Origin of the sequence: Acinetobacter sp. Lyrl_1 (genome assembly GCF_051948795.1) — a bacterium.
Classification (GTDB): domain Bacteria; phylum Pseudomonadota; class Gammaproteobacteria; order Pseudomonadales; family Moraxellaceae; genus Acinetobacter; species Acinetobacter towneri.
Genome location: NZ_JAYJLK010000025.1, coordinates 18,028 through 39,436, shown reverse-complemented (window position 1 = coordinate 39,436; position 21,409 = coordinate 18,028). Strand labels below are relative to the sequence as shown.

General features: G+C 43.1%; 17 protein-coding genes and 1 pseudogene. 7 read left to right on the top strand and 11 right to left on the bottom strand.

The annotated features are described in order from the left end of the window. Positions 1 to 189: 189 nt before the first annotated feature. The 5 genes from rsfS to VF675_RS09020 all read right to left on the bottom strand — a co-directional run bounded on the left by rsfS (position 190) and on the right by VF675_RS09020 (position 6,261). Positions 190 to 591, bottom strand: coding sequence for a ribosome silencing factor (gene rsfS / locus VF675_RS09040; RefSeq protein WP_004974926.1), 402 nt, complete (start codon positions 589 to 591; stop codon positions 190 to 192). A gap of 75 nt (positions 592 to 666) precedes the next feature. After that, positions 667 to 1,461: a hydroxypyruvate isomerase family protein gene (locus tag VF675_RS09035; RefSeq protein ID WP_180168952.1), complete on the bottom strand. Its 795-nt coding sequence runs from the start codon at positions 1,459 to 1,461 to the stop codon at positions 667 to 669. A gap of 45 nt (positions 1,462 to 1,506) precedes the next feature. Next, positions 1,507 to 2,373, bottom strand: a complete 867-nt coding sequence (locus VF675_RS09030; RefSeq protein ID WP_004974928.1) for an NAD(P)-dependent oxidoreductase — start codon at positions 2,371 to 2,373, stop codon at positions 1,507 to 1,509. 90 nt (positions 2,374 to 2,463) lie between these two features. Continuing rightward, the gene (locus tag VF675_RS09025; RefSeq protein ID WP_179995949.1) at positions 2,464 to 3,249 is read right to left on the bottom strand and encodes a crotonase/enoyl-CoA hydratase family protein; all 786 of its coding nucleotides are present in this window, start codon (positions 3,247 to 3,249) and stop codon (positions 2,464 to 2,466) included. Between the two features lie 195 nt (positions 3,250 to 3,444). Beyond that, complete coding sequence (locus tag VF675_RS09020; RefSeq protein ID WP_440205117.1) at positions 3,445 to 6,261, bottom strand: GacS-like sensor histidine kinase; 2,817 nt, start codon at positions 6,259 to 6,261, stop codon at positions 3,445 to 3,447. Positions 6,262 to 6,424: 163 nt separating this feature from the next. Between VF675_RS09020 and VF675_RS09015 the strand changes: the two are divergent. The 6 genes and pseudogenes from VF675_RS09015 (at position 6,425) to VF675_RS08990 (ending at position 14,059) form a co-directional block, all read left to right on the top strand. Then, positions 6,425 to 7,481 (top strand): annotated as a pseudogene (locus tag VF675_RS09015) (RNA-guided endonuclease InsQ/TnpB family protein). 271 nt (positions 7,482 to 7,752) lie between these two features. Further along, positions 7,753 to 8,685 (top strand): cysteine synthase CysM, encoded by a 933-nt coding sequence (cysM, locus tag VF675_RS09010; protein ID WP_179988696.1) that lies wholly within the window; start codon positions 7,753 to 7,755, stop codon positions 8,683 to 8,685. 35 nt (positions 8,686 to 8,720) lie between these two features. Further along, positions 8,721 to 9,596 (top strand): 3'-5' exonuclease, encoded by an 876-nt coding sequence (locus tag VF675_RS09005; protein WP_004974933.1) that lies wholly within the window; start codon positions 8,721 to 8,723, stop codon positions 9,594 to 9,596. 6 nt (positions 9,597 to 9,602) lie between these two features. Further along, on the top strand, positions 9,603 to 10,994 hold the full coding sequence (gene rlmD, locus VF675_RS09000) for a 23S rRNA (uracil(1939)-C(5))-methyltransferase RlmD (protein WP_104852528.1): 1,392 nt from the start codon (positions 9,603 to 9,605) through the stop codon (positions 10,992 to 10,994). 29 nt (positions 10,995 to 11,023) lie between these two features. Continuing rightward, the gene (locus tag VF675_RS08995) at positions 11,024 to 13,330 is read left to right on the top strand and encodes a RelA/SpoT family protein (RefSeq protein WP_004974935.1); all 2,307 of its coding nucleotides are present in this window, start codon (positions 11,024 to 11,026) and stop codon (positions 13,328 to 13,330) included. A gap of 75 nt (positions 13,331 to 13,405) precedes the next feature. Next, entirely contained in the window at positions 13,406 to 14,059 is a 654-nt protein-coding gene (locus VF675_RS08990) for a 4'-phosphopantetheinyl transferase family protein (RefSeq protein WP_096902676.1), read from the top strand. A 90-nt stretch (positions 14,060 to 14,149) separates the two neighbouring features. On the opposite strand, the gene secF is transcribed toward VF675_RS08990, so the two are convergent. From secF to VF675_RS08965, 5 genes are all read right to left on the bottom strand, one after another. Further along, complete coding sequence (gene secF / locus VF675_RS08985; protein ID WP_171525035.1) at positions 14,150 to 15,127, bottom strand: protein translocase subunit SecF; 978 nt, start codon at positions 15,125 to 15,127, stop codon at positions 14,150 to 14,152. An 8-nt stretch (positions 15,128 to 15,135) separates the two neighbouring features. Continuing rightward, a complete protein-coding gene (gene secD, locus VF675_RS08980) occupies positions 15,136 to 17,031 on the bottom strand; it encodes a protein translocase subunit SecD (protein WP_180062574.1) in 1,896 nt (631 codons plus the stop codon). A gap of 51 nt (positions 17,032 to 17,082) precedes the next feature. Next, positions 17,083 to 17,412: a preprotein translocase subunit YajC gene (gene yajC / locus VF675_RS08975; RefSeq protein WP_004974939.1), complete on the bottom strand. Its 330-nt coding sequence runs from the start codon at positions 17,410 to 17,412 to the stop codon at positions 17,083 to 17,085. 103 nt (positions 17,413 to 17,515) lie between these two features. Then, the gene (tgt, locus tag VF675_RS08970) at positions 17,516 to 18,646 is read right to left on the bottom strand and encodes a tRNA guanosine(34) transglycosylase Tgt (RefSeq protein WP_004974942.1); all 1,131 of its coding nucleotides are present in this window, start codon (positions 18,644 to 18,646) and stop codon (positions 17,516 to 17,518) included. Between the two features lie 149 nt (positions 18,647 to 18,795). Then, on the bottom strand, positions 18,796 to 19,623 hold the full coding sequence (locus VF675_RS08965; RefSeq protein WP_440205116.1) for a hypothetical protein: 828 nt from the start codon (positions 19,621 to 19,623) through the stop codon (positions 18,796 to 18,798). Between the two features lie 176 nt (positions 19,624 to 19,799). On the opposite strand from VF675_RS08965, the gene VF675_RS08960 reads away from it, so the two are divergent. Continuing rightward, positions 19,800 to 20,750: a sensor domain-containing diguanylate cyclase gene (locus tag VF675_RS08960; protein ID WP_440205115.1), complete on the top strand. Its 951-nt coding sequence runs from the start codon at positions 19,800 to 19,802 to the stop codon at positions 20,748 to 20,750. Between the two features lie 92 nt (positions 20,751 to 20,842). Here VF675_RS08960 and VF675_RS08955 read toward each other — a convergent pair whose 3' ends face one another. After that, on the bottom strand, positions 20,843 to 21,409 hold the full coding sequence (locus VF675_RS08955; protein WP_154320335.1) for a LemA family protein: 567 nt from the start codon (positions 21,407 to 21,409) through the stop codon (positions 20,843 to 20,845).

Genomic DNA, 21,409 nt, shown 5'->3' with positions numbered 1-21,409 from the left:
CGAGTTTTATAGGATTGGTTTGAAGCAATGTATTGGGTAGGGGATGATATAAACCAATATTTGGTGGGTAGATTAATGCGATATAAAAATGATTAGGGATATGAGCTTCAAAAGATCTGCATTAAAAAAGCGACTTATTTGAAAGTCGCTTATTGTGTATCTTTAAGGCTGCTCAAGTGAGCTGTTGTATTAAGCAACAGACTCAGGCGTAGTGCGCCATAAGCTTTCTAGGTCGTAGAATTTACGTGCTGTTGGTAGCATGATGTGAACCACTACCATACCAAGATCGACCAAGATCCATTCTGCATCACGTTCACCTTCAATACCAATTGGGCGGAAGCCTGCTTTGCGCGCTTCTTCGGCAACATTGTCGGCAAGAGATTTTACGTGGCGAGTTGATGTACCGCTAGCAATCACAATGGCATCTGAAACATTGCTGATGCTGCTGACATCAAGTTCAACAATTTCTTTGGCTTTTACATCAAGGAGAGCTTCATGTACAACTTTAAGACAAGTTTGTACGTCATGCTTTTGGGTATTCATTGCAAGATCGTGAGAATTAGAAGCGCCGGGCGATGGTTCTAAATTCATGGGGTGTATAATTTCCTAAAATTATTCATCGTCTAATATAGCTGTTTTAGCCTGAAATTTCAAATCGGTTTAATTTTAACCACTTTGATTTGAGGGAAAGTATTTGTCTTTCCATGCAAATGATTGATTTGACGCCAGACTTGGGCGGTATTCTGCAGCGATATAGCCTGAATAAGCACTGTGCTGTAACCATTTGAAAATAGTAGTATAGTCTAGCTCGCCTGAATCGGGTTCATGGCGTCCTGGATTGTCGGCAAACTGGATATGACCAATATCCTGAATGTTTTCTTGCAATGCGCTCAGCACATCTTCACCCATCATCGCCATGTGATAACAGTCGTATTGCATTTTAAGAGCAGGATGTTTGACTGCTTCTAGCATCTCTTGAGCTTGCGCAATATTTTGTACTAAAAAGCGTGGCATGTCGGTGCCATTAATCATTTCAAAGACAGGCTGAATATGATGTTGAGTGAGCATCGAGCAGGCCAGTTTTAGGTTTTCTGCCAGTGTGTTTAAGCAAGGCAGTAAATCGGCATCGACAGGTTGTTTGCCTGCCAAAATATTGACGCTAGGGACATTTAATGCCGTGGCATAGCGGATAGCTAACTCTAAGGCATGATGAAATTCAATCTCTTTTCCGGGTACGCCCGCCAAACCATTGCCGCCTTGCATGAGGTCATCCGCAGGGACATTGATTAAACACAGGCTGAGTTGGTGGAGTGTGAGTTGGGTTTGAATCTGCTCAATACTCAGCTCATAGGGAAATTGAATTTCAACATGCTGAAAACCATGTTCGCGTGCAAGGGCAAAGCGTTCAATTAAAGGCACTTCGGTAAAAATCATCGACAGATTAACCGCCAGTTTAGACATGCAGGTGCTCCTTGCAGGCAAAGGTTGGATCAGGAATCAAGCCGATTAAGCTTCGACCTGATGAATAATGGTGGCTAAATCTGCTTCTGCAAAACCCTTGGCTTGATGGGCTTGCAGTTGTGAAAGGGCTTTTTCTGCCACAGGAATCTGTAACTGAAATTGCGCTGCCAGTTGTAAGGCATTGTTTAAATCTTTAGACAGGGTTTGGACTTTCCATTGCACAGGCTCAAAACTGTGAGTTGCCATACGTGGAGTTAAAATCTGAAACGGTTTCGAGTCGGCAAAACCACCCGCCAAAGCAGGTGCAAGTAAACGGGTGTCTACGCCTGCCTGTCCTGCTAAGGCAACAGCTTCGGCAATTAGGGTGCTGTTGGCAGCAACAATCAGTTGGTTGCAGATTTTAGTGGCTTGTCCTGTGCCTGTTTCACCCATACGGGTTACACGTTGTGACAGCACATGATAAATCGGGCTTAATTTTTCGATGGTGTTTGCATCACCCCCTGCAAAAATCACTAAACTACCTTGTTCGGCTCCCGCAGTGCCTCCCGATACAGGTGAGTCAATCCATGTGACCTGTTTGAGGCTGGCTTGCTGCGCTAGCTTTTGGGTTTGATCTACAGACAAACTGGAAAAATCGACAATGACTTGTTGAGCAGTCAAAAATGGCTCAATTTGATCTAATACAGCTTGGACGGCATGATCATCGGCAAGGCAACTCAAGATCACTGGATATTGTCCGATCTCGCTCAATTGCAGCGACTTTGCCCCCAGACTGAGCACAGATTCGCAAGCCGCAGGGCTACGATTCCACACCGCGACCTCAAAACCTGCCTGAACTAAGCGGGTTGCCATGCGCGTACCCATGAGTCCCATACCTAAAAAAGCGATTTTTGTGTCACGATCAAAATGCATAGCGCTGATTCTCCGTTTTTGCCTACAGTACAAGTCTGGCTTGAAATGTCAATTTAGCCTTTGGTCAAAGTCTGTTGTGTTTGAACTGAATCAAAACTGACGCGGTGCAAAGGTCACTTCAGGGTTCTTGTCCTTTTTACGTGCCAGTTGGCTATTTTTACCCAGCAATAATTTTAATTGCCAAATTTTTTCTAAACGTAAAGATTTATTTGGCGCATGTTCCATAGCATCCAGCACTTGTTTGGCTGCAGCCAATGCATCAGGAGAGCGTTGTGCAATTTCTTCAGCAAGGTCTTGTGCTTTTTGTAAAGGTGTTGCATCTAAATGCGTGACCAAGCCAATTTCTTTGGCATAGTTGGCATCAAAAATACGTGCAGTTAAGGTCAGTTCTTTGGCAAGGTCTAAACCAATTAAACCTTTTAATGAACGGCTTAGCCCCATATCAGGCACTAAGCCCCAACGGCTTTCCATAATCGACATTTGCGTGTCAGGATGCGCGATACGAATATCTGCAGCCAAAGCCAATTGCATCCCTGCGCCAAAACAATACCCTTCAATTGCAGCAATTACAGGTACAGGCAATTGTTGCCAAACGAGAAATGCTTTTTGAAACAGGCTTTGCCCTGGCTTAATTAATTCCCAAGCCGCAAATGCACGGTTTTGTGGATTGTTGAGGTCGGCCAAGTCAATGCCTGCACTAAATACCTTTGCTTCGCCTGTTAAAATTACACAACGTAAGCTGCGGTCTTTTTTAAGTTTTTCGGCAGTCCGCACCAATTCTTTAAGTAGGGCAAAACTCATGGCATTGCGTTTGTCTGGGCGGTTCAGGGAAACTGTGGCGATGCCGTTATTTTTTTCGATACGAAGTAAGGTCATGATGTGAGCTCTTGTTTTTACTGGGCAAAGCATAACATGGGCAGCAGTGCGATAAATGACAGCAGAGTCACGGCAAAGCCTTGCGACCTTGCCTTTGATTACGTGACTTTTTTTGTGAATAGTGCTGGGTGAGTCGTGCTTACAAACTGTATCTTCTCGTTGAGGCGTTCGCGGTGAATGTCACTTTGATGTTGGCTAACTCACCGCATTATGTTTGGTAAAAATGTGTTCTGCTGCATGTTCAACTTGCTGTATACAGGTTTGTAATTCCTGATAACGGTTTAAGACCTCTTGCACAAACAGATCATCGGCTTTACGACGTTCTTTACGTAAGGTCGAAACAAACTGTTCAAATGAGCCTGTTACTTCTTGCAGGTTCGGTGTGCCAACATAGCGGGTCGCACCATACAGACGATGCAACACATGCTCGAGTTGTGGGAAATCTTCCAGTTCAATCAGCTGTTCAATTTCATGTAATTCTGTGGCAAAGCTATCCACTAGCATTTTCAGTAAATCCACTGCAAGGTCTTCTTTGTTGGCTGCCAACATTAGGCTTTGTTGCCAATTCAACACCTGTGGATCTAGCGCTTCAATCACAATGGCTTTATCGACTGCAGGTGGCTTATTAAAACTTTGCGTGGTCCAATGGGTTAAAATTTGGATGATTTGTTCAATCTGAATCGGTTTGGTGACATAGTCATCCATACCGACTTTGAGTAATTTTTGCTTTTCATCGGCAAGTGCATGCGCGGTGAGAGCAATAATAGGCAAGCGTTTGTGATTTTCCAAAGTTGATTCTAAAGAACGAATCGCACGAGTGGTATCTACCCCCGACATCACAGGCATTTGAATATCCATAAAGATCAGGTCAAATGGTTGCTGTCCCTGTTCGATACGTTGCTGCAAAATTCCCAACGCTTCCTGACCGCTTTGCGCTTTGGTGGTGGTCACATTCAGTTCGCCTAACAAGGCTTCGAGTACAATCAGGTTTGGTAGATGGTCATCCACCGCTAAAATGTGCAGGCCTTTACCATCAAATGATGCAGAATCCTGTTCATCAAAACTGTTTTCATTGTTAAGTAAGTCAATTAAGGCGGAACGACTGAGTGGTTGATACAAAGCCCGCGCACGATATTCATTTAACAGACTTGGGTCTAGCGCCATTTGATAGCCATACACTGCCAAGTTACCTTGATAACGGGTACGAATTTCTTTTAATAAAGCTTCGGTGTCGCCACTATGATCAACAATCAACCAAGTATTGTCTTGCAGGTCGGATACATCTTTTAAGCGGCTAAATAAATCTAAAATTGAAGCGGCTTCAATATGTCGCACCGCATAGTTTTCAAGATAATGACGCAAGACATTCGCTGTGGCAGGGTGCGCCAAATACGATACCACCTGAATCTCTTTAAAGTTTGGATGCTGCTGTGAATGCGCTTCATCTACTGCAAACATGGCAGTAAACCAGAAGGTCGAGCCTTTTTCGGTTGGGGCGCGTTCCTGATTGTCTTCAAAGCCAATTTGACCTTGCATCAAATGCACCAACTGTTTGGAAATGGCCAAACCTAAACCTGTACCACCAAATTGACGCGTGACCGAAGTATCACCTTGAGAGAAAGACTCAAACAATTTTTTACGGTCTGTACCGCTTAAGCCAATGCCACTGTCTTGGACGCTAAAGTGAATTAAGCATTGTCCAATATCGTCATGTTCTACCCGCGCCCGTACAATAATTTCACCATCGGGGGTGAATTTAATCGCATTGGAAATTAAATTGGTCAAAATTTGCTTGAAACGTAAAGCATCGCCCAGCACATATTGCGGCACGTTATCGGCAAAATAAAAGGCCATGTTGATGTGTTTTTGCGCAGCCAAAGGCGAGAGCATATCCATCACATCAAAAATAGCTTCTTCTAAATCAAAGGGTGCAGTATCCAGTTCCAGTTTGCCTGCATCAATTTTAGAAAAATCCAATACGTCATTAATGAGTGCTAAAAGATGCGCCGATGATTTACGAATAGTCTGTAAATACAAATTCTGCTCATTGCTTAGATTTTCTTGACGCAATAACAGGTGAATAAAGCCATCAATACTGTTTAACGGTGTTCTGAGTTCGTGGCTGATGTTAGCTAAAAATACCGATTTAGACTGGTTGGCAGAAATCGCTTGGTCACGTGCCTGACGATAAGTGATGTTTTGCACTTCCAAAGTATCGAGGGTGCGGCGCAAGTCATCTTCGGTTTGTTCGGTATGTTCTTTGAGTTCTAAAAAGCTGAAATGCAGGCGTTTTACCACATTGGCAATATCCCGCTGCAGTAAGCGTAATTCGCCAGTACTGTTAATGACCATGTGTTGATCGAGCGTATCGGCATTCAGGCGTTGTAGCTGCATGCGAATTTCATACATGGGTGCAATCCAGCGTCGTGAATAGAAATTCAGACACAGCAATAACAACAACAGGGTCAGCAAGCCTGTGGCAATTAATACAATCATGACCCGATAACGGGCAATTTGTAATGGCTGATTGTCCAGTTCAATCAGCAACCATGCAGGACGGTTGATGTCTTGCTGAATTTGCATGCCATACACATGATTATTTTTATACAGAATTGGGCCAAAAAAATCGGCATTTTTAGGGAATTTGGGCCATTCGGCTTGGTCTTGAAAGCCCATGCTTAAACGGCGTGTACCAGAAGCATCAATCAGTGCAGTACGAATCAAGTGCTTTTCGTTCATCATGTTTTGCATAAAAGTACGTGCTTCTTCGTACTTCCACGGAAAGCTAGCCAGTTGATGCAAAGCTGCTTCAGATGGCAACTCAAAACGGGTCAAAATCGCAATTGCCATTTGTCGCTGCTGTGCTTTTGCGGCATTCGAGGTTTCAGATAAAACTAGCATCGTGCCGACGCATGCCAAAACCATAATTGGCACAAAAATAAGTGCAATCAGCTGTCCATAAGCATGATTTAAATGTAAGCGCTTAAATAACTTTTTATTGATATTTGACATGGTTAACGCAGTTTAATCCCTATGTTTGGCAGTTTAGCATGCTTTATCAAATGGAGCGTAAAACTCAGTCCTTCAGGTCAGAGATATAAGCGACACGACATGAAGTGTCGTTTGATTTAACTAAGGACTATTTTCCTTGAGTTTTGATTGTTAATATAAGTACATGAAAACCCTTAAATTACGTATAAAAGACAAACATTGCAAGGTGTTAGACCAACTAGCATCAGAAGTGAACTTCGTCTGGAATTATGTCAATGATTTAGGGTTTAGGCATTTGAAGCGGAAAGGTGAATTTCTCTCTGCTTTTGATATTGCCAAATATACGAAAGGCACATCCAAAGAATGTAATTTACATAGTCAAACCATTCAGGCTGTAACTGAAGAATTAGTCACCCGAAGAAAGCAATTTAAAAAGGCAAAGCTGAAATGGCGTGTCAGCAATAAAAAATCAGCAAGGCGCTCTTTGGGATGGGTTCCCTTTAAAAAGGTGGCTATCAAATATGCCACTGGATATGTCCAGTATGGAAAACACCAATTTAAGCTTTGGGATAGCTACGGTTTAAGCAAATACACGTTAAAAACAGGTTCATTTGTAGAGGATAGCCGTGGGCGTTGGTATGTATGTCTTGTTGTTGAATCGCCTAAGCAAGATAAATCGACAGCAACCAAAGCGATTGGTATTGATCTAGGCTTAAAAGATATTGCCACCTGTTCTGATGGCACTGTAATTTCAAATCCAAAATTCTATCGAAAATATGAGCAGAAATTATGTATTGCTCAGAGAGCCAGGAATAAGAAGCGTGTTCGTGCATTACACGCCAAGATTGCAAATAGTCGAAAAGATCATTTGCATAAAGCAAGCACCAAGCTTGTGAATGAAAATGCATTGATTATTGTAGGTGACTTGAGTGCTAAAAAATTAGTAAAAACCAAAATGGCAAAATCTGTTTTGGATACAGGATTTTCGGCACTAAAAACAATGCTCAAGTATAAATGCGAGAACGCAGGCGTATTGTTTGAAGAAGTCCAAGAAGCCTATACCACCCAAATCTGTTCGTGCTGCGGTGAGATCACATCAAGTAGTCCCAAAGGTAGTACAGATCTTGGAATAAGAGAATGGGAGTGCATGAGCTGTGGTACAGCTCATGATCGAGATATAAGCTCTAAACATTCTTGCGCTTGGGCATAAGCGTCTAGCTGTAGGAATCACCCTCTTTTAAGGGGGGAGGATGTCAATTCTCCTGACTGTGTTTTCATCTGTTTGGTGCGAGTGGTTCAGCTGCATCTCGCAATCAATCGGTGTGCATTTTTTTGCATCCATCCCGCAAAAGACAATCTGAAATTGTGTTCATCTTGCCTAGAATTGTGTAGGCAGTGAGTGATGCATAAATTGTCGGCAGAGTATTGCTGTTTTGATAAAAAGCCTGTGAAAAACGTGCAGGAAGGTGCAAATTTTCATACAATAACCCCACCTTGATATTGGTGCAGACCATGCTTGATACCCAATCAGATTTCCAAAGTGATGAATTTTTGTTAGATCATTATGTGGGCAAAACCCCATTGGTGCGTTTGCAGCGTTTGGCAAGTCATACGCAGGCAACGGTTTTGGCAAAACTGGAAGGCAATAACCCTGCGGGTTCTGTTAAAGATCGTCCTGCCTACAACATGATTATGCAGGCAGAAAAACGCGGTGAAATTCAACCGGGCGATACTTTAATTGAGGCAACCAGTGGCAATACCGGCATTGCTTTGGCGATGGTTGCAGCTATGCGTGGCTATAAAATGCAGCTGATCATGCCTGACAATATGAGCCAAGAACGTAAAGATGCTATGCGTGCCTATGGTGCAGAATTGATTGAAGTGACTAAAGCACAAGGCATGGAAGGCGCGCGCGATTTGGCTTTGCAAATGCAACGCGAAGGCAAAGGCTTGGTGCTGAACCAATTTGGTAACCCAGATAATGTTGAAGCACATTACCTGACCACAGGGCCTGAAATTTGGCAGCAAACGGGCGGTAAAATTACCCACTTTGTCAGCTCTATGGGCACAACAGGCACCATTATGGGGGTGTCTAAATACTTAAAAGAACAAAATCCAGAGATTCAAATTATTGGTTTACAACCATCAGATGGTTCAAGCATTGCGGGGATTCGCCGTTGGCCTGAAGCATATTTACCAACCATTTTTGACCGCAGCCGTGTTGACCGCATTATTGATATTCCGCAAATTGAAGCAGAAAAAACCATGCGCAAATTGGCGCAAAAAGAAGGCATCAGCGCAGGCACATCATCGGGCGGCGCGGTATGGGCAGCTTTAAAAATTGCCGAAGAAAATCCAGATGCAGTGATTGTTTGTATTGTTTGTGACCGTGGTGATCGTTATTTATCGACAGGTTTGTTCTCTGTTCAAGATACTGAATTGTGATATTCATTTTTCTATCACCCATTGAGTAAGATTTTATGCGTTTACCTGTGCTGATTTTCGATATAGAAACCGTTACCGATTTGAAGTCAGGCGCGCATTTATATCAACTCGATTTACCCGAAGCAGAGCTTGAACAAGCTTTAATGAAGCTGCGTCGCCAAGAAGCGGGCACCGATTTTCAGCGTTTGCCTTTGCATGAAATTGTGTGTATTTCAGGCTTGTGGATTGATGAACACGGCATGAAGCTGTTTTCCTTTAGCCGTGAACATGACAGCGAAGCGACAATGCTGAAAAAGTTTTTGTCTATTTTTGATAAGCGTCATCCGACTTTGGTCAGTTGGAACGGCTCGCAGTTTGATTTGCCGGTGATTTTATTCCGTGCCATGTATCATGGGCTGTCTGCGCCAAGTTTGTTTGATCAGGGCGAGATTGATCAGCAAAAGCGCTATAACAATTATCAAAACCGTTACCATCAGCGTCATGTCGATTTAATGGATGTGATGGCAATGTTTAATGGTCGTCATTTTCAAAAGTTGGATGACATTGCGTATTTGCTAGGTTTTCCGGGTAAACGTGTAGATGCGGGCTATCATGTTCCTGCATTTATGCAAAGCGGCGAATGGTCAAGGCTGACGCGTTATTGTGAAGGCGATGTCTTAAATACTTGGTTGATTTATTTGCGTTGGCTACTGCTCAAAGGGCAATTGCTGCTTGAAGAGCATACTTTATGGGTACAGCATACCATTCAATATTTGCATACTCAGCCGCAGCATGCAGACTTTTTAAGCGTGTGGCAGCACAGTTCGCAGCAAACTGAATTTACCCGTACAGATTTTCCTGAACAAAGTGTCACCACGCCTTCAAATGAATCCGTGATGCCTTTTCAATCTTCCCCATCTTCCGATATTTAGACTGATATGAAACATCGCAGTAAAAACCGTACCACGCAGCAGGCTGAATATTGCTTTCAGGTGGAATCGTTGTCACATGAAGGGCGCGGGATTGCACACTACACAGCTCAGTCGGGTCATCCAGCCGAGAAGCAGGGGAAAACAGTTTTTATAGAGGGCGCATTGCCTGGTGAAACAGTACGCGCCAAAATTACGCATAGTAACAAACGCTTAGAAGAAGCCGAGTGTCTAGAAGTGCTGGGTGAGCCTTCGACATTACGGGTTACGCCACAATGTCCACATTATCAGCGTTGCGGTGGTTGTAGCATGCAGCATATTCAGTTGGATGAGCAGATTCATCTCAAACAACAGGTGTTGCAGTCGCATCTGCAACATTTTGCGCAAATTCAGCCTGAAGAATGGTTAGCGCCTTTGCGTTCACAGCGTGAAGATTATCGCCGCAAAGCCCGTGTTGGGGTGCGTTATATTGCCAGTCAAGACAAATTGGTGGTCGGTTTTCGTGAGCGCAATAGCAATAAACTGACCTCAATTGACCGCTGTATGGTGTTGGATCAGGCATTTGGTTCGTTAACACGAATCAAGCAGCTACTCCAAAGTCTAACAGGCAAGGCCCATATTGGTCATATAGAATTGGCGATGGGAGATCAAGAGATTGCTTTGGTGGTGCGGCATACAGAACAACTATCTGCAGCCGATATCAACCAGTTACAGCAGTTTGCGTTACAGAAACACTGGCAATTGTATTTGCAGCCTGAAGGTCCAGACAGTTTGCATCGGGTTGATGATCCGCATGCAGCAATGCGTTTGCATTATCGTTTAGATGATTTTGATGTGAATTTTGGCTTTCATCCCCAAGACTTTACCCAAGTCAATTCTACAATTAATCCACAAATGGTTAAGCTGGCATGTGATTTGCTTAACTTAAAATCAGGTGATCGGGTGCTTGATCTGTTTTGTGGATTAGGCAACTTTTCATTGCCGCTTGCACGTTGTGTAGGTGCAACAGGAAAGGTGGTTGCTGTAGAGGGTTCAGAGCAAATGGTGCAGCGTGGTGCAGAGAATGCACAACGTAATGATTTAGACAATGTTAAGTTTTATTCACAAGATTTAACAAAAGATTTTTCGCATCATTCTTGGGCAAATCAAGGATTTGAGGCATTATTAATTGACCCTCCGCGTTCAGGCGCAGAGGAAGTGATGTATTATGTGCCCAAATTTGGCGCAGATAGAATCGTTTATGTGTCTTGTAATCCAGCCACACTCGCAAGGGATGCAGGTGTATTGGTCAAGCAGGGCTATCAATTGAAAAAAGCAGGCGTGATGGATATGTTTCCGCATACGGGGCATGTCGAATCCATTGCCTTGTTTGAGAAAGAAAAGCAAATAAACGATTTATAATATGAAGTACATAGAGGTAGGAGAAGGGTATGGTCACAGTACGTGAACAACTTCCTGGACGTTTAAATGAACTGTCTGAGGAAACGACTGTAGAACATGCCGAGCAAGCCCGACAGGATTTAGCAGAATGGCTAGACCGAGTACGCGGGATTTACGATGGGGCGGCACTTGAACAATTAGAACGCGTTGCCAATTACACCCTGAAAAAAGAGCTGGAAACAGACGTCAGTCATCCATCGCATACCTTATATACAGGTATTGAGATGGCGAATATTTTAGCGCACTTGCATGTCGATGAAGACACTTTGTCTGCAGCCATGCTCTATCGTAGCGTGCGTGAAAATGTCATGCAGTTAGATGAAGTGCGTGAAGAATTTGGTGAAGCAGTTTATGGCTTGATCAAAGGCACCTTGTCGATGGGTAAGTTGTCTGAACTGATTGAGAAAAATAAGCGTTTAGAAGACCATTTTAATAATAACCAGCGTGAACATTTAACAGGCATTTATAAAATGCTGATTTCCATGACGGAAGATGTGCGCGTGGTGCTAATTAAACTGGCAGAACGTACCTATTCATTACGTGAGTTGGCAACCGCTTCCAAAGAACGTCAGGAGCGTGTGGCGCGAGAAATTTTAACCATTTACTCGCCATTGGCACACCGTTTAGGCATTGCCCAACTGAAATGGGAACTCGAAGATTTAGCCTTCCGTTATTTGGCGCCAGACCGTTATAAAGAAATTGCGACGTTACTGAATGAAAAGCGTTTGGAGCGTGAAAACTACATTCAAAACGTAATTGAGCAATTGCGTACAGAGCTGGGCAATAATGGTATTCATGCCGAAATTAGCGGGCGGGTGAAACACATTTATTCGATTTATCGAAAAATGAAGAGTAAAAACCTCAGCTTCGATCAGCTCTATGACATTCGTGCTGTACGTGTTTTGGTGAAAACCATTCCAGAGTGTTACCACTCTTTGGGCATCGTACATCAATTGTGGCGGCATATTCCGCACCAGTTTGATGATTACATTACCAATCCAAAAGCCAATGGTTATCGCTCATTGCATACTGCCGTAATTGCAGAAAACAAGTCGCTTGAAGTGCAAATTCGTACCCTAGATATGCACGAAGAAGCCGAGCTTGGGGTATGTTCACACTTTAATTATAAAGAAGGTTCTAAAGCCACAGACCATTCGTTTAATCATCGTTTACATTCTTTGCGTTCTGTTTTGGAGCATTATCAGGAACGTAACGATGCCAGCGCACATAAAGAAGATGATGATTCTGAAAATTTTGAACAAATCCAAGAGTTTGAAGATTTTGAGAAAATTTATGTGTTCAGCCGTGATGGTGATATTAAAGAATTGCCACGTGGCTCAACGGTGCTGGACTTTGCTTATCATGTACATACCGAAGTCGGCAATAAATGCTATGCCGCACGGGTCAATCAGCGCTATGTGCCGCTCACCTATACTTTAAAAACAGGCGAGCAGGTCGAGATTTTGACCAAAAAAGACCGTGAACCGAACCGTGATTGGTTGGTGAATTCTTTAGGTTATATTAAGACAGCACGTGCGCGCGATAAGCTGCGTCATTGGTTTAGACAGCAAGACCGCAGTAAAAATCTGGAAGTTGGGCGTGAAGTGCTCAATAAAGAATTGTCACGTTTGGCGATTCATCCAAAAAGTATTGATTTAAATGATTATTGCAATCACTTTAACGTCAAAACAGGTGAAGACATTCTGATTGGTTTGGTGAATGGTGATATTAGCCTGCATGCCTTAATTAATCAGGTCAATCGTCACATGCACTTAGATCAGGATGAACCTGAACTGGTGTTGAAGCCAACCTTGAACCCACGTGCCAGCCATACCTTATCGGCACATGGCATTTTGATTGATGGTTTGGATAACGTTGAACTGCATATCGCACAATGCTGTCAGCCTGTGCATGGTGAAGCGATTGCGGGGTATATTACCCTGAACCGTGGTGTGAGTATTCACAAAGTGGCGTGTTCGGACTATGTGCGTATGATTGGCAACGAACCTGAACGCGCGGTAGAAGCCGATTGGGAAATGCAGCCAACCCGTGGTCAAAGCGTACAAATTGTGGTGGAAGCCTATGACCGCCGTGGTTTGCTCAAAGACTTAACCCAAGTGATTTTTGCCGATCAAATTAACATTCGTCAGGTGAATACTATTTCTGAAAGTGATGGTATCGCCAATATGAAATTGTTAATTGAGGTTAAAGGCTTGGCGCAACTTTCTCGTTTGTTGGCACGTTTAGAGCAGCAACCAGGGATTATCAGCGCACGTCGTTTGGTGCAAGGCAGCTAAGCGAGCACGCTTTAAAAAACCAGCATGTTTGCTGGTTTTTTTCTATCGTATTTCAGCCAAAATGGAGAAGGGCAGATGAATAAAACACCTAAAAAAATTTGTGTGAATGTTAGCCGCATTCAGCAGATTTTTAGTCCCGATCCAAGTGCTGTACGCAGTGAACAGATTCAACAGCAAAAACAGGCGATTTATCGGCATCGGAATCAATTGCTTTCTGGATACTTAGAACACGATATTCAAAACAGCGATATTGAGCGTAACCCACATGGCAAGCCATTTTTGACAGCATTCCCTCAATTGCAGTTTAACCATAGTCATAGCCGTCAGCATTATGCTTTGGTAAGCAGTTTTGAATTGCTCGATGTTGGCGTAGATGTCGAGGACTTAGACCGTAAGGTGCGTTTCGATGCCTTGGCACAACATGCGTTTCATCCCAATGAACTCCAATACTGGCAAGATTTGGAACACGACGCTGATTATTGGTTTCGTGTCTGGACAACTAAAGAAGCAGTGCTGAAAGCATCAGGTTTAGGGATTCGTTTAAGCCTGAATGAGTTGGATACTCGTATGCATCCCAATGCACAGGGCGGCATTTGTCATCATCCACAGATTGGGCATTTTGCCTATCAAAACTTTCGTTTATCAGATTGTATGTTGACCGTAGCATGGCGAGCAGCGCCATCTTGCGTAGGCTTTCAGTTTCCACAGATTCATATTATTCAGCATTAACATCGCAACGTCAGCGTAAATATCGCAATGCTAAGGCACAAAAAAGCCTATCCGAAGATAGGCTTGAATGTTGGTGTTAGCAGAAATGCATTATGGAATTTCTTGCTCTTCACCTTCAAATTCAGGTTTGACTTGAACAATGAAGTCCTGACGGTTCAAACCGCGCCATAAAGCAAAGGCTGTACCAATGTAAATAGATGAATATGTTCCGACAAATACACCCACAAACATCGCAATCGAGAACCATTTCAGACCATCACCGCCCATGAGCATCATTGCGACTACAACCAATAATAGGGTCATAGAGGTGTGAATGGTACGACGTAAAGTTTCTGTCAGCGCAATGTTTACCACTTCAAGTGGTGTTGCACCACGGATTTTACGGAAGTTTTCACGAATACGGTCAGATACAACAATGTTATCGTTGAGTGAGAAGCCAATAATCGCCAATAACGCTGCCAATACAGTCAGGTCAAATGGCCATTGCATCATGGCAAAAATACCCAGTGTCACCACAATATCGTGGAACAATGACAGTACCGCACCCATTGCCAGTTTGAATTCAAAGCGAATGGTGACGTATACCAACATCAATAACAGCGCTAAAGCTACAGCGCCCGCAGAACGTACGTACAGCTCATTACCGACTTGACCACCAACCACATCTACCTTTGGCACAGTTGCCGTGTTATTTGGTAGTTGTACCGCAGCAGTAATTGCTTTGGTTAAGTCTTCTGCTTCAACATCTTCTTGCACAGGCATACGTACCATTAGGTCGCGGTCTGAACCAAGCGTTTGTACCACAGGGTCGTTAAAGCCTGCTTTGACCAATGCGTTAGAAACATCGGTGGCTTTTACTGGATTGCTATAGTTGAGTTCTGCAGCAATACCCCCAGTAAAGTCCAAACCTAAGTTTAAACCTTTGGTGGCAATGAAGAAGATACTGGCAACCGTTAATAGAATAGAAAGCAATGCCGCAGGCAAAGCAATCTTCATAAACGGAATCACGCGCTCATCATCAGGGCGGCCATATTTTTTTGAAGGCAGTTGAGTATTCTCAGTCATCAGTGATCTCCTTAAATGCTCAACTTTTTCAAGTTACGTTTTTTGCCGTAGATGATTTGTACAATTGCACGGGTCACTGTAATTGCAGTAAACATCGAGCAGACAATACCAATCATGAGCGTCACAGCAAAGCCTTTGATTGGACCTGTACCAATCGCAAACAGAATGAATGCCACCAAGAATGTGGTTAAGTTCGAGTCGAAAATAGTGTTATACGCTCGGTCATAACCCGCCACAATGGCTTGTTTGGGCGAGGCCCCCCACTTAATTTCTTCTCGTATTCGCTCACAAATCAAGACGTTGGCATCTACCGCCATACCAATGGTAATTACGATACCCGCAATACCCGGCAAGGTGAGTGATGCACCAATCCAAGACATGACGGTTAAAATCATGGCTAAGTTAAACACTAAAGCGAAGTTGGCAATCAGACCAAACAGACGGAAGAACACCACCATCCAGATTGCAACCAAAATGAAGCCAATCTGAGTCGACAATACGCCTTTATCAATGTTTTCTTGACCCAAGCTTGGACCAATCACACGTTCTTCGACAAAGTACATTGGCGCTGCCAAGGCACCTGCACGAAGCATTAAGGCCAATTCAGAGGCTTCTTGTGGGGAATCTAGACCTGTAATACGGAACTGCGAACCCAATACCGCCTGAATGGTTGCAGCATTAATGACGACAGATTCGGTATATGGGGTGCGTACTTCAGTTTGTGTGCCAGTTTCATCGGTCACATAGCTAATACGTTGTTTGTTTTCAATAAACAATACCGCCATACGTTTACCCACAGCGTTACGTGTCGCATCTGCCATGAGTTTACCGCCCGCAGCATCAAGGGTAATGTTAACTTCTGCACCGCCTGTATCTTGGCTAAAACCACTCGACGCATTTTGAACACGCTCACCCGTTAAAATACGGCTGCGGTTCAATAATAATTGGCGACCACTGTCCAAAGATTCAAAGGCAAACGCTTCTGTGCCAGGTGGTACGGTACCTGTAGCCTGACCTGTGTACGGATCAATATATTGATCATTTAAGTCAGACACCAAGCGGAATTCGAGGTTCGCAGTACGACCGAGTACACGCTTCGCTTCAGCTGTATCTTGTACGCCTGGCAATTCCACTACAATACGGTTACTGCCTTGGGTTTGTACCAAAGCCTCAGCCACACCTAACTCGTTAATACGGTTACGTAAAGTGGTTAAGTTCTGATTGACCGCATACGATTGAATTTCTTGCTTGCGAACATCAGTATAGTTTAGACGTAAGCTAGAACCTTCTGTGGTAGCTACAGCTTGCTGAGTATACTCATTACCGTTACGACGCAAGAAATCCATTACTGCATCACGGTCTGCATTATTGGCAAACTGTAGGGTGATGGTGTTGTTATTCAGCGAAAGGCTATTAAATTTCAGCTTGTTGTCACGCAATTGACGGCGTAAATCGGTGGCTGAAGTTTCCATACGCTGGCTGATGGCCTTGTCCATATCCACTTCTAATAAGAAGTGCACACCACCACGTAAGTCCAGACCGAGCTTCATTGGTTTTGCACCAATTTTTTGTAGCCATTCTGGTGTGGTTGGCGCAAGGTTCAGCGCCACGACATAGTCATCACCTAAACCGCGACGTAAAGCTTCTTTGGCTTTGAGTTGGGCTTCTGAGGTGTCTAAACGCAACAATGCAGCATTGTTGGTAAAGCTGTTGTCATGACTGGCAATATTTTCTGATTGTAAAATTTGCTCTGCTTTTTGTATGATGCTTTGATCAATTTGGGTACCAGCTTTGGCACCTGAAATTTGAACAGCAGGTTCATCTGGATACAAGCTAGGCAGGGCATATAATGTACTCACCACAAGAACAACGAGGATGAGCAGATATTTCCATGCTGGGTAACGCATTTATTTTCTTCTTAAAATGAAAAAGTCGTGCGTGAGCACGACTCTTTTTGATTAGAGGTTGTTTAATGTGCCTTCAGGAAGAACTGAAATGACACTCGCGCGTTGTACTTTTACTTCTACACCACGGTTCAGCTCTACCACTGCAAAATCACCTTCAATTTTCGTGATTTTACCCATAAGACCACCTGCGAATACCACTTCACTGCCTACGCCCAAGCTTTCAATCAGTGTACGATGCTCTTTGGCACGCTTTGATTGTGGACGCCAAATCAGGAAGTAGAAAATTGCAATGAAGACTGCAATCATTAAAAGGTTAGCCACAAGGCTTGGTTGTTGTGCAGCTTCACCTGCTGCGTGAGCGGTCGAAATAAAAAGGCTCATTTCATTTTCCTAAACTAAAAACTGGCGATCAGTGATCTGATAATAAATTGGGTTTGTTCTGCAATTTACCTTGTCTTTTTACTCAGCGCAAATACTGAAAAGACTAATCTTCAGGACAAGGCGGTACTTCTAGGCCACGACGGGCATAAAAGTCCTGTACAAATTCATCGAAAGTGCCGTTATCTAAGGCATTGCGAATATCTTGGGTAAAGCGTTGGTAATAACGTAAGTTATGAATAGTGCCCAACATTGACCCCAACATTTCGCCACATTTTTCTAAATGAAACAAATAAGCGCGGGTAAAGTTCTTGCAAGTATAGCAATCACAATGCGGATCGAGCGGGCTTTGGTCATGACGATACTTACTGTTACGAATACGCACCAAGCCATCGGTTACAAAGTAATGACCATTGCGCGCATTACGGGTTGGCATCACGCAGTCGAACATATCGACGCCACGACGAATTGCTTCCACAATATCTTCTGGCTTGCCGACGCCCATCAAATAACGTGGTTTATCTTCTGGCATTTTAGCTGGCAAATAATCCAGTACTTTGATCATTTCTTCTTTCGGTTCACCCACCGAAAGACCGCCAATGGCATAACCATCAAAACCAATTTCAAGTAAGCCGTTTAAAGATTCAACACGTAAATCTTCGTACATACCGCCTTGAATAATCCCGAACAGCGCGTTACTGTTTTGTAGTTCATCATGGTGATGTGTTTTACAGCGTTTTGCCCAGCGTAAAGACAATTGCAAAGATTTTTGTGCTTCTTCATGCGTTGCAGGATAAGGCGTACATTCGTCAAAAATCATCACGATGTCAGAGTTCAAAGTTTTTTGAATTTCCATCGAAATTTCAGGCGAAAGAAAAACCTTTGAGCCATCAATAGGCGAGCGGAAGGTCACACCTTCTTCTTTAATTTTACGCATTGCGCCTAAGCTAAACACCTGAAAGCCACCAGAGTCAGTCAAAATAGGCTTATCCCATTTGATGAATTCATGTAGACCGCCGTGTTGCTGAATCACTTCTAGCCCTGGACGCAAATATAAATGAAAGGTATTGCCTAAAATAACCTGTGCCTGAATTTCTTCAATATCGCGTGGCAGCATGCCTTTGACTGTGCCATACGTCCCCACAGGCATAAACACAGGGGTTTCTACCACACCATGAGCAAGTGTTAAACGACCACGACGGGCGCGCCCCGACTGACCTAATTTCTCAAACTTCATATATGTTCCAAATCAAGGCGAAAAAACAGTTCGCTGATTGTTCATGCTAAAAGTGCACTATTTTCCTAGATTCTGCACGGAATTGCCAGTTGAGATACGTTTTCCTTGGTAAAAATTGCGAGTAAATATTTTGTTTAAATCCACTGCGTTTACATGGCGTAAAATTGCTGAATACGTTGGGTAATTTCTTCTTTATGTAAGGCAAACTCCTCTTGTTCATGGTTGTCCATTGCAGCAACGTGCTGAATTAAACGCTGAATATATAAATTACTGTCAATAAAACTCGGTTCTAATGTGAGCAAATAGGCTTCATGTGCAATGCTCAAATAATCATACGGTTCCACTTCTAAAAGTTGTGCCAGATCAATCAGCAAGTCTTTATCCACTTGTTGTAGTTTGAGCTTGGGTTGTGCGGTGGATTGTTCCATCGTGGTTTGAGGCGCTTTGTTGTGCAGGAATTCATCGAGCAAAGCACTTGGAGCGTTTAGAAATTGCGCTGAGTGGATTTCTACATCGACCTGTTTGGGCACATGAATAAAAAACAGAATTTGGCTTAAATCTAAGCCATAAGCGCCCGATAAAGATTGTTTAGCCTGCTGAAATATATCCAGTAAAAGTTCAAGATGGTTGTATTGCAGCGTGTCATTGGAATTCAGCAGAGGATTGCCATAGATATGTCGCTGTTTAAAATAATCTGCAAAAATATTTTTAAATTGATGCAGACCGCTAGAATTGTTGGCTTGAGTGCGATAACGCCATTTTTCTATATTCCATTTATTTACTTCAGATAAATATTGTGCTTCATCTTCCTGTTCATTAAACAGGCTGCGTTGGCTTGAAACAGCTAAATAATCGACCCCAAGATATTCATTAAAGACCAGTACACAGGCATAAATTTGGTCTTGTTCATATTGCTCATAGAGTTGGAAAAACTCTTGAATGAGGGTGTTTTTCAGGTTCTGAATATGTTCTAACATTTTATCGGCTTACTTTTTATTTTGGGATTTATGTTTTGAGCAATTGTTGTTTATATTTTGCTCAACCTCATGATTGTGTCAAAGCTGAGAAAAATGTCAATAAGACAAAACAAATTGTAGTCAAAGCTCACTTAAGTTGTTAAATTGTAATTAAAATCAATTCATAGAGGTGGGCTATGAGTGAATTAAACAGTGCACTAAAAGAAGACCAATTCTATAAAACACTTTTGGAAACCACGAATGCAATTCCGTGGCAGATTAACTGGAAAACCAAAGCTTTTAGCTATATTGGCCCACAAATTGAGTCTTTACAGGGTTGGACGCAAGACAGCTGGAAAACTGCACAAGATTGGATTGATCGGATGCATCCTGAAGATCGGGACAAGACCGTGAATATGTGTGTGAGTCTGTCCGATCAAGGCACAGACCACGAAGCGGATTATCGTGCCTTAACCGCTACAGGAGATTATGTCTGGATTCGTGATGTGGTGCATGTGATTCGTGAAAATAACGAAACTGTGGCGATTATTGGGTTTATGTTTGATATTTCTGCGCGTAAACAAATGGAGTTGGAACTCGAAGCGTTGAGTCGCAAAAATCTGGCTTTGAGCTTACAAGACCCGCTGACCTTGGTTGCCAATCGAAAGGCGCTCAGTGAGCGTATAGAAAACGAATTTAAACGTGCTGTGCGTCATCAACATGCATTGTCTCTCTTGTTTATCGACATCGACCATTTCAAGCCTTATAACGACAATTATGGACATTTACAGGGTGATCATTGTTTGATTAGTGTGGCGCAGTTGCTTAAACAACACTTTGCGCGTGCATCTGACTTTGTGGCTCGCTTTGGTGGTGAAGAGTTTGTGGTGCTATTGCCTGAAACACCATTGGCAGATGCTGTACAACTTGCTGAAAACTTTAGGCAGGCAGTATATGCGCTGGAAATTCCACATACCAAGACAGGGGAGATTACCCAAGTCACTGTGAGTATTGGCGTAAATAGCTATCATCAAAATCAGCAATATCACAATGTGGTCGACTTTCTGCATTCAGCCGATGAGTTGTTGTATCTAGCAAAAAACAAGGGACGCAATCAGGTGCAGTATTTGACACAGTCTTTTGTTTAGTTGAAATCTAAAAAAACAGCAAGCTTCGTGCTTGCTGTTTTTATTTATGCGTTGAAAAATAATTTTAAATGAGCGGTTTAGAATTAAATGGCTTAAAAGTTTGGACGATAATCAAAACTTTGTGCTGCACCGTTGTCCCGAAAGGCACGCACAGGCTTTTTCGCTGTGGTTGCAGTGTTGATCATGTTGTTGGGAAAGACCTGAATATAGTTATTAAACAACTCGACATTGCGGTTATAAATAGTAATCGCAGCACCGACATTTTCGTTCTGCTCATCAATTTCATGCATCATTTTTAAATACAATTGGTCGGCTTTGAGTTCAGGATAATTTTCGACCACCACATTCAAGCTGCGCATCAATTCTTTGCTCAAGGCTTCAACACGTTGTAATTGGCTGACATCGGCATTGTTGATGTTTAGGTTCATAATATTTTGGCGCAGTTCAGTCACTTTTTCTAAAGTGCCTTTTTCCATACCTGCATATTGTTCGACCACTGGCGCAAGTTCTTCAAGCGTTTTTAACTTCTGTCGTTCAAAACTGGTCACATCTGCCCAAGCGCGGATGGTGGCGTTGTGGTGGCGTACGATGTTGTTACGAATCATGATGCCCAGCATCACCAAGACGATGACAACCAAAAGAAAAATTGCGATACCCAT

Bases quoted from the DNA above. Each gene is read 5' to 3' on its own strand.
- cysM (WP_179988696.1), top strand. From the start codon at position 7,753: ATGCTTGATACCCAATCAGATTTCCAAAGTGATGAATTTTTGTTAGAT.
- VF675_RS08965 (WP_440205116.1), bottom strand. From the start codon at position 19,623: ATGTTAGAACATATTCAGAACCTGAAAAACACCCTCATTCAAGAGTTT.
- VF675_RS09020 (WP_440205117.1), bottom strand. From the start codon at position 6,261: ATGTCAAATATCAATAAAAAGTTATTTAAGCGCTTACATTTAAATCAT.
- rlmD (WP_104852528.1), top strand. From the start codon at position 9,603: ATGAAACATCGCAGTAAAAACCGTACCACGCAGCAGGCTGAATATTGC.
- VF675_RS08960 (WP_440205115.1), top strand. From the start codon at position 19,800: ATGAGTGAATTAAACAGTGCACTAAAAGAAGACCAATTCTATAAAACA.
- VF675_RS08995 (WP_004974935.1), top strand. From the start codon at position 11,024: ATGGTCACAGTACGTGAACAACTTCCTGGACGTTTAAATGAACTGTCT.
- VF675_RS09005 (WP_004974933.1), top strand. From the start codon at position 8,721: ATGCGTTTACCTGTGCTGATTTTCGATATAGAAACCGTTACCGATTTG.
- secD (WP_180062574.1), bottom strand. From the start codon at position 17,031: ATGCGTTACCCAGCATGGAAATATCTGCTCATCCTCGTTGTTCTTGTG.
- VF675_RS09035 (WP_180168952.1), bottom strand. From the start codon at position 1,461: ATGTCTAAACTGGCGGTTAATCTGTCGATGATTTTTACCGAAGTGCCT.
- VF675_RS09025 (WP_179995949.1), bottom strand. From the start codon at position 3,249: ATGACCTTACTTCGTATCGAAAAAAATAACGGCATCGCCACAGTTTCC.
- rsfS (WP_004974926.1), bottom strand. From the start codon at position 591: ATGAATTTAGAACCATCGCCCGGCGCTTCTAATTCTCACGATCTTGCA.
- yajC (WP_004974939.1), bottom strand. From the start codon at position 17,412: ATGAGCCTTTTTATTTCGACCGCTCACGCAGCAGGTGAAGCTGCACAA.
- VF675_RS09030 (WP_004974928.1), bottom strand. From the start codon at position 2,373: ATGCATTTTGATCGTGACACAAAAATCGCTTTTTTAGGTATGGGACTC.
- tgt (WP_004974942.1), bottom strand. From the start codon at position 18,646: ATGAAGTTTGAGAAATTAGGTCAGTCGGGGCGCGCCCGTCGTGGTCGT.
- VF675_RS08955 (WP_154320335.1), bottom strand. From the start codon at position 21,409: ATGGGTATCGCAATTTTTCTTTTGGTTGTCATCGTCTTGGTGATGCTG.
- VF675_RS08990 (WP_096902676.1), top strand. From the start codon at position 13,406: ATGAATAAAACACCTAAAAAAATTTGTGTGAATGTTAGCCGCATTCAG.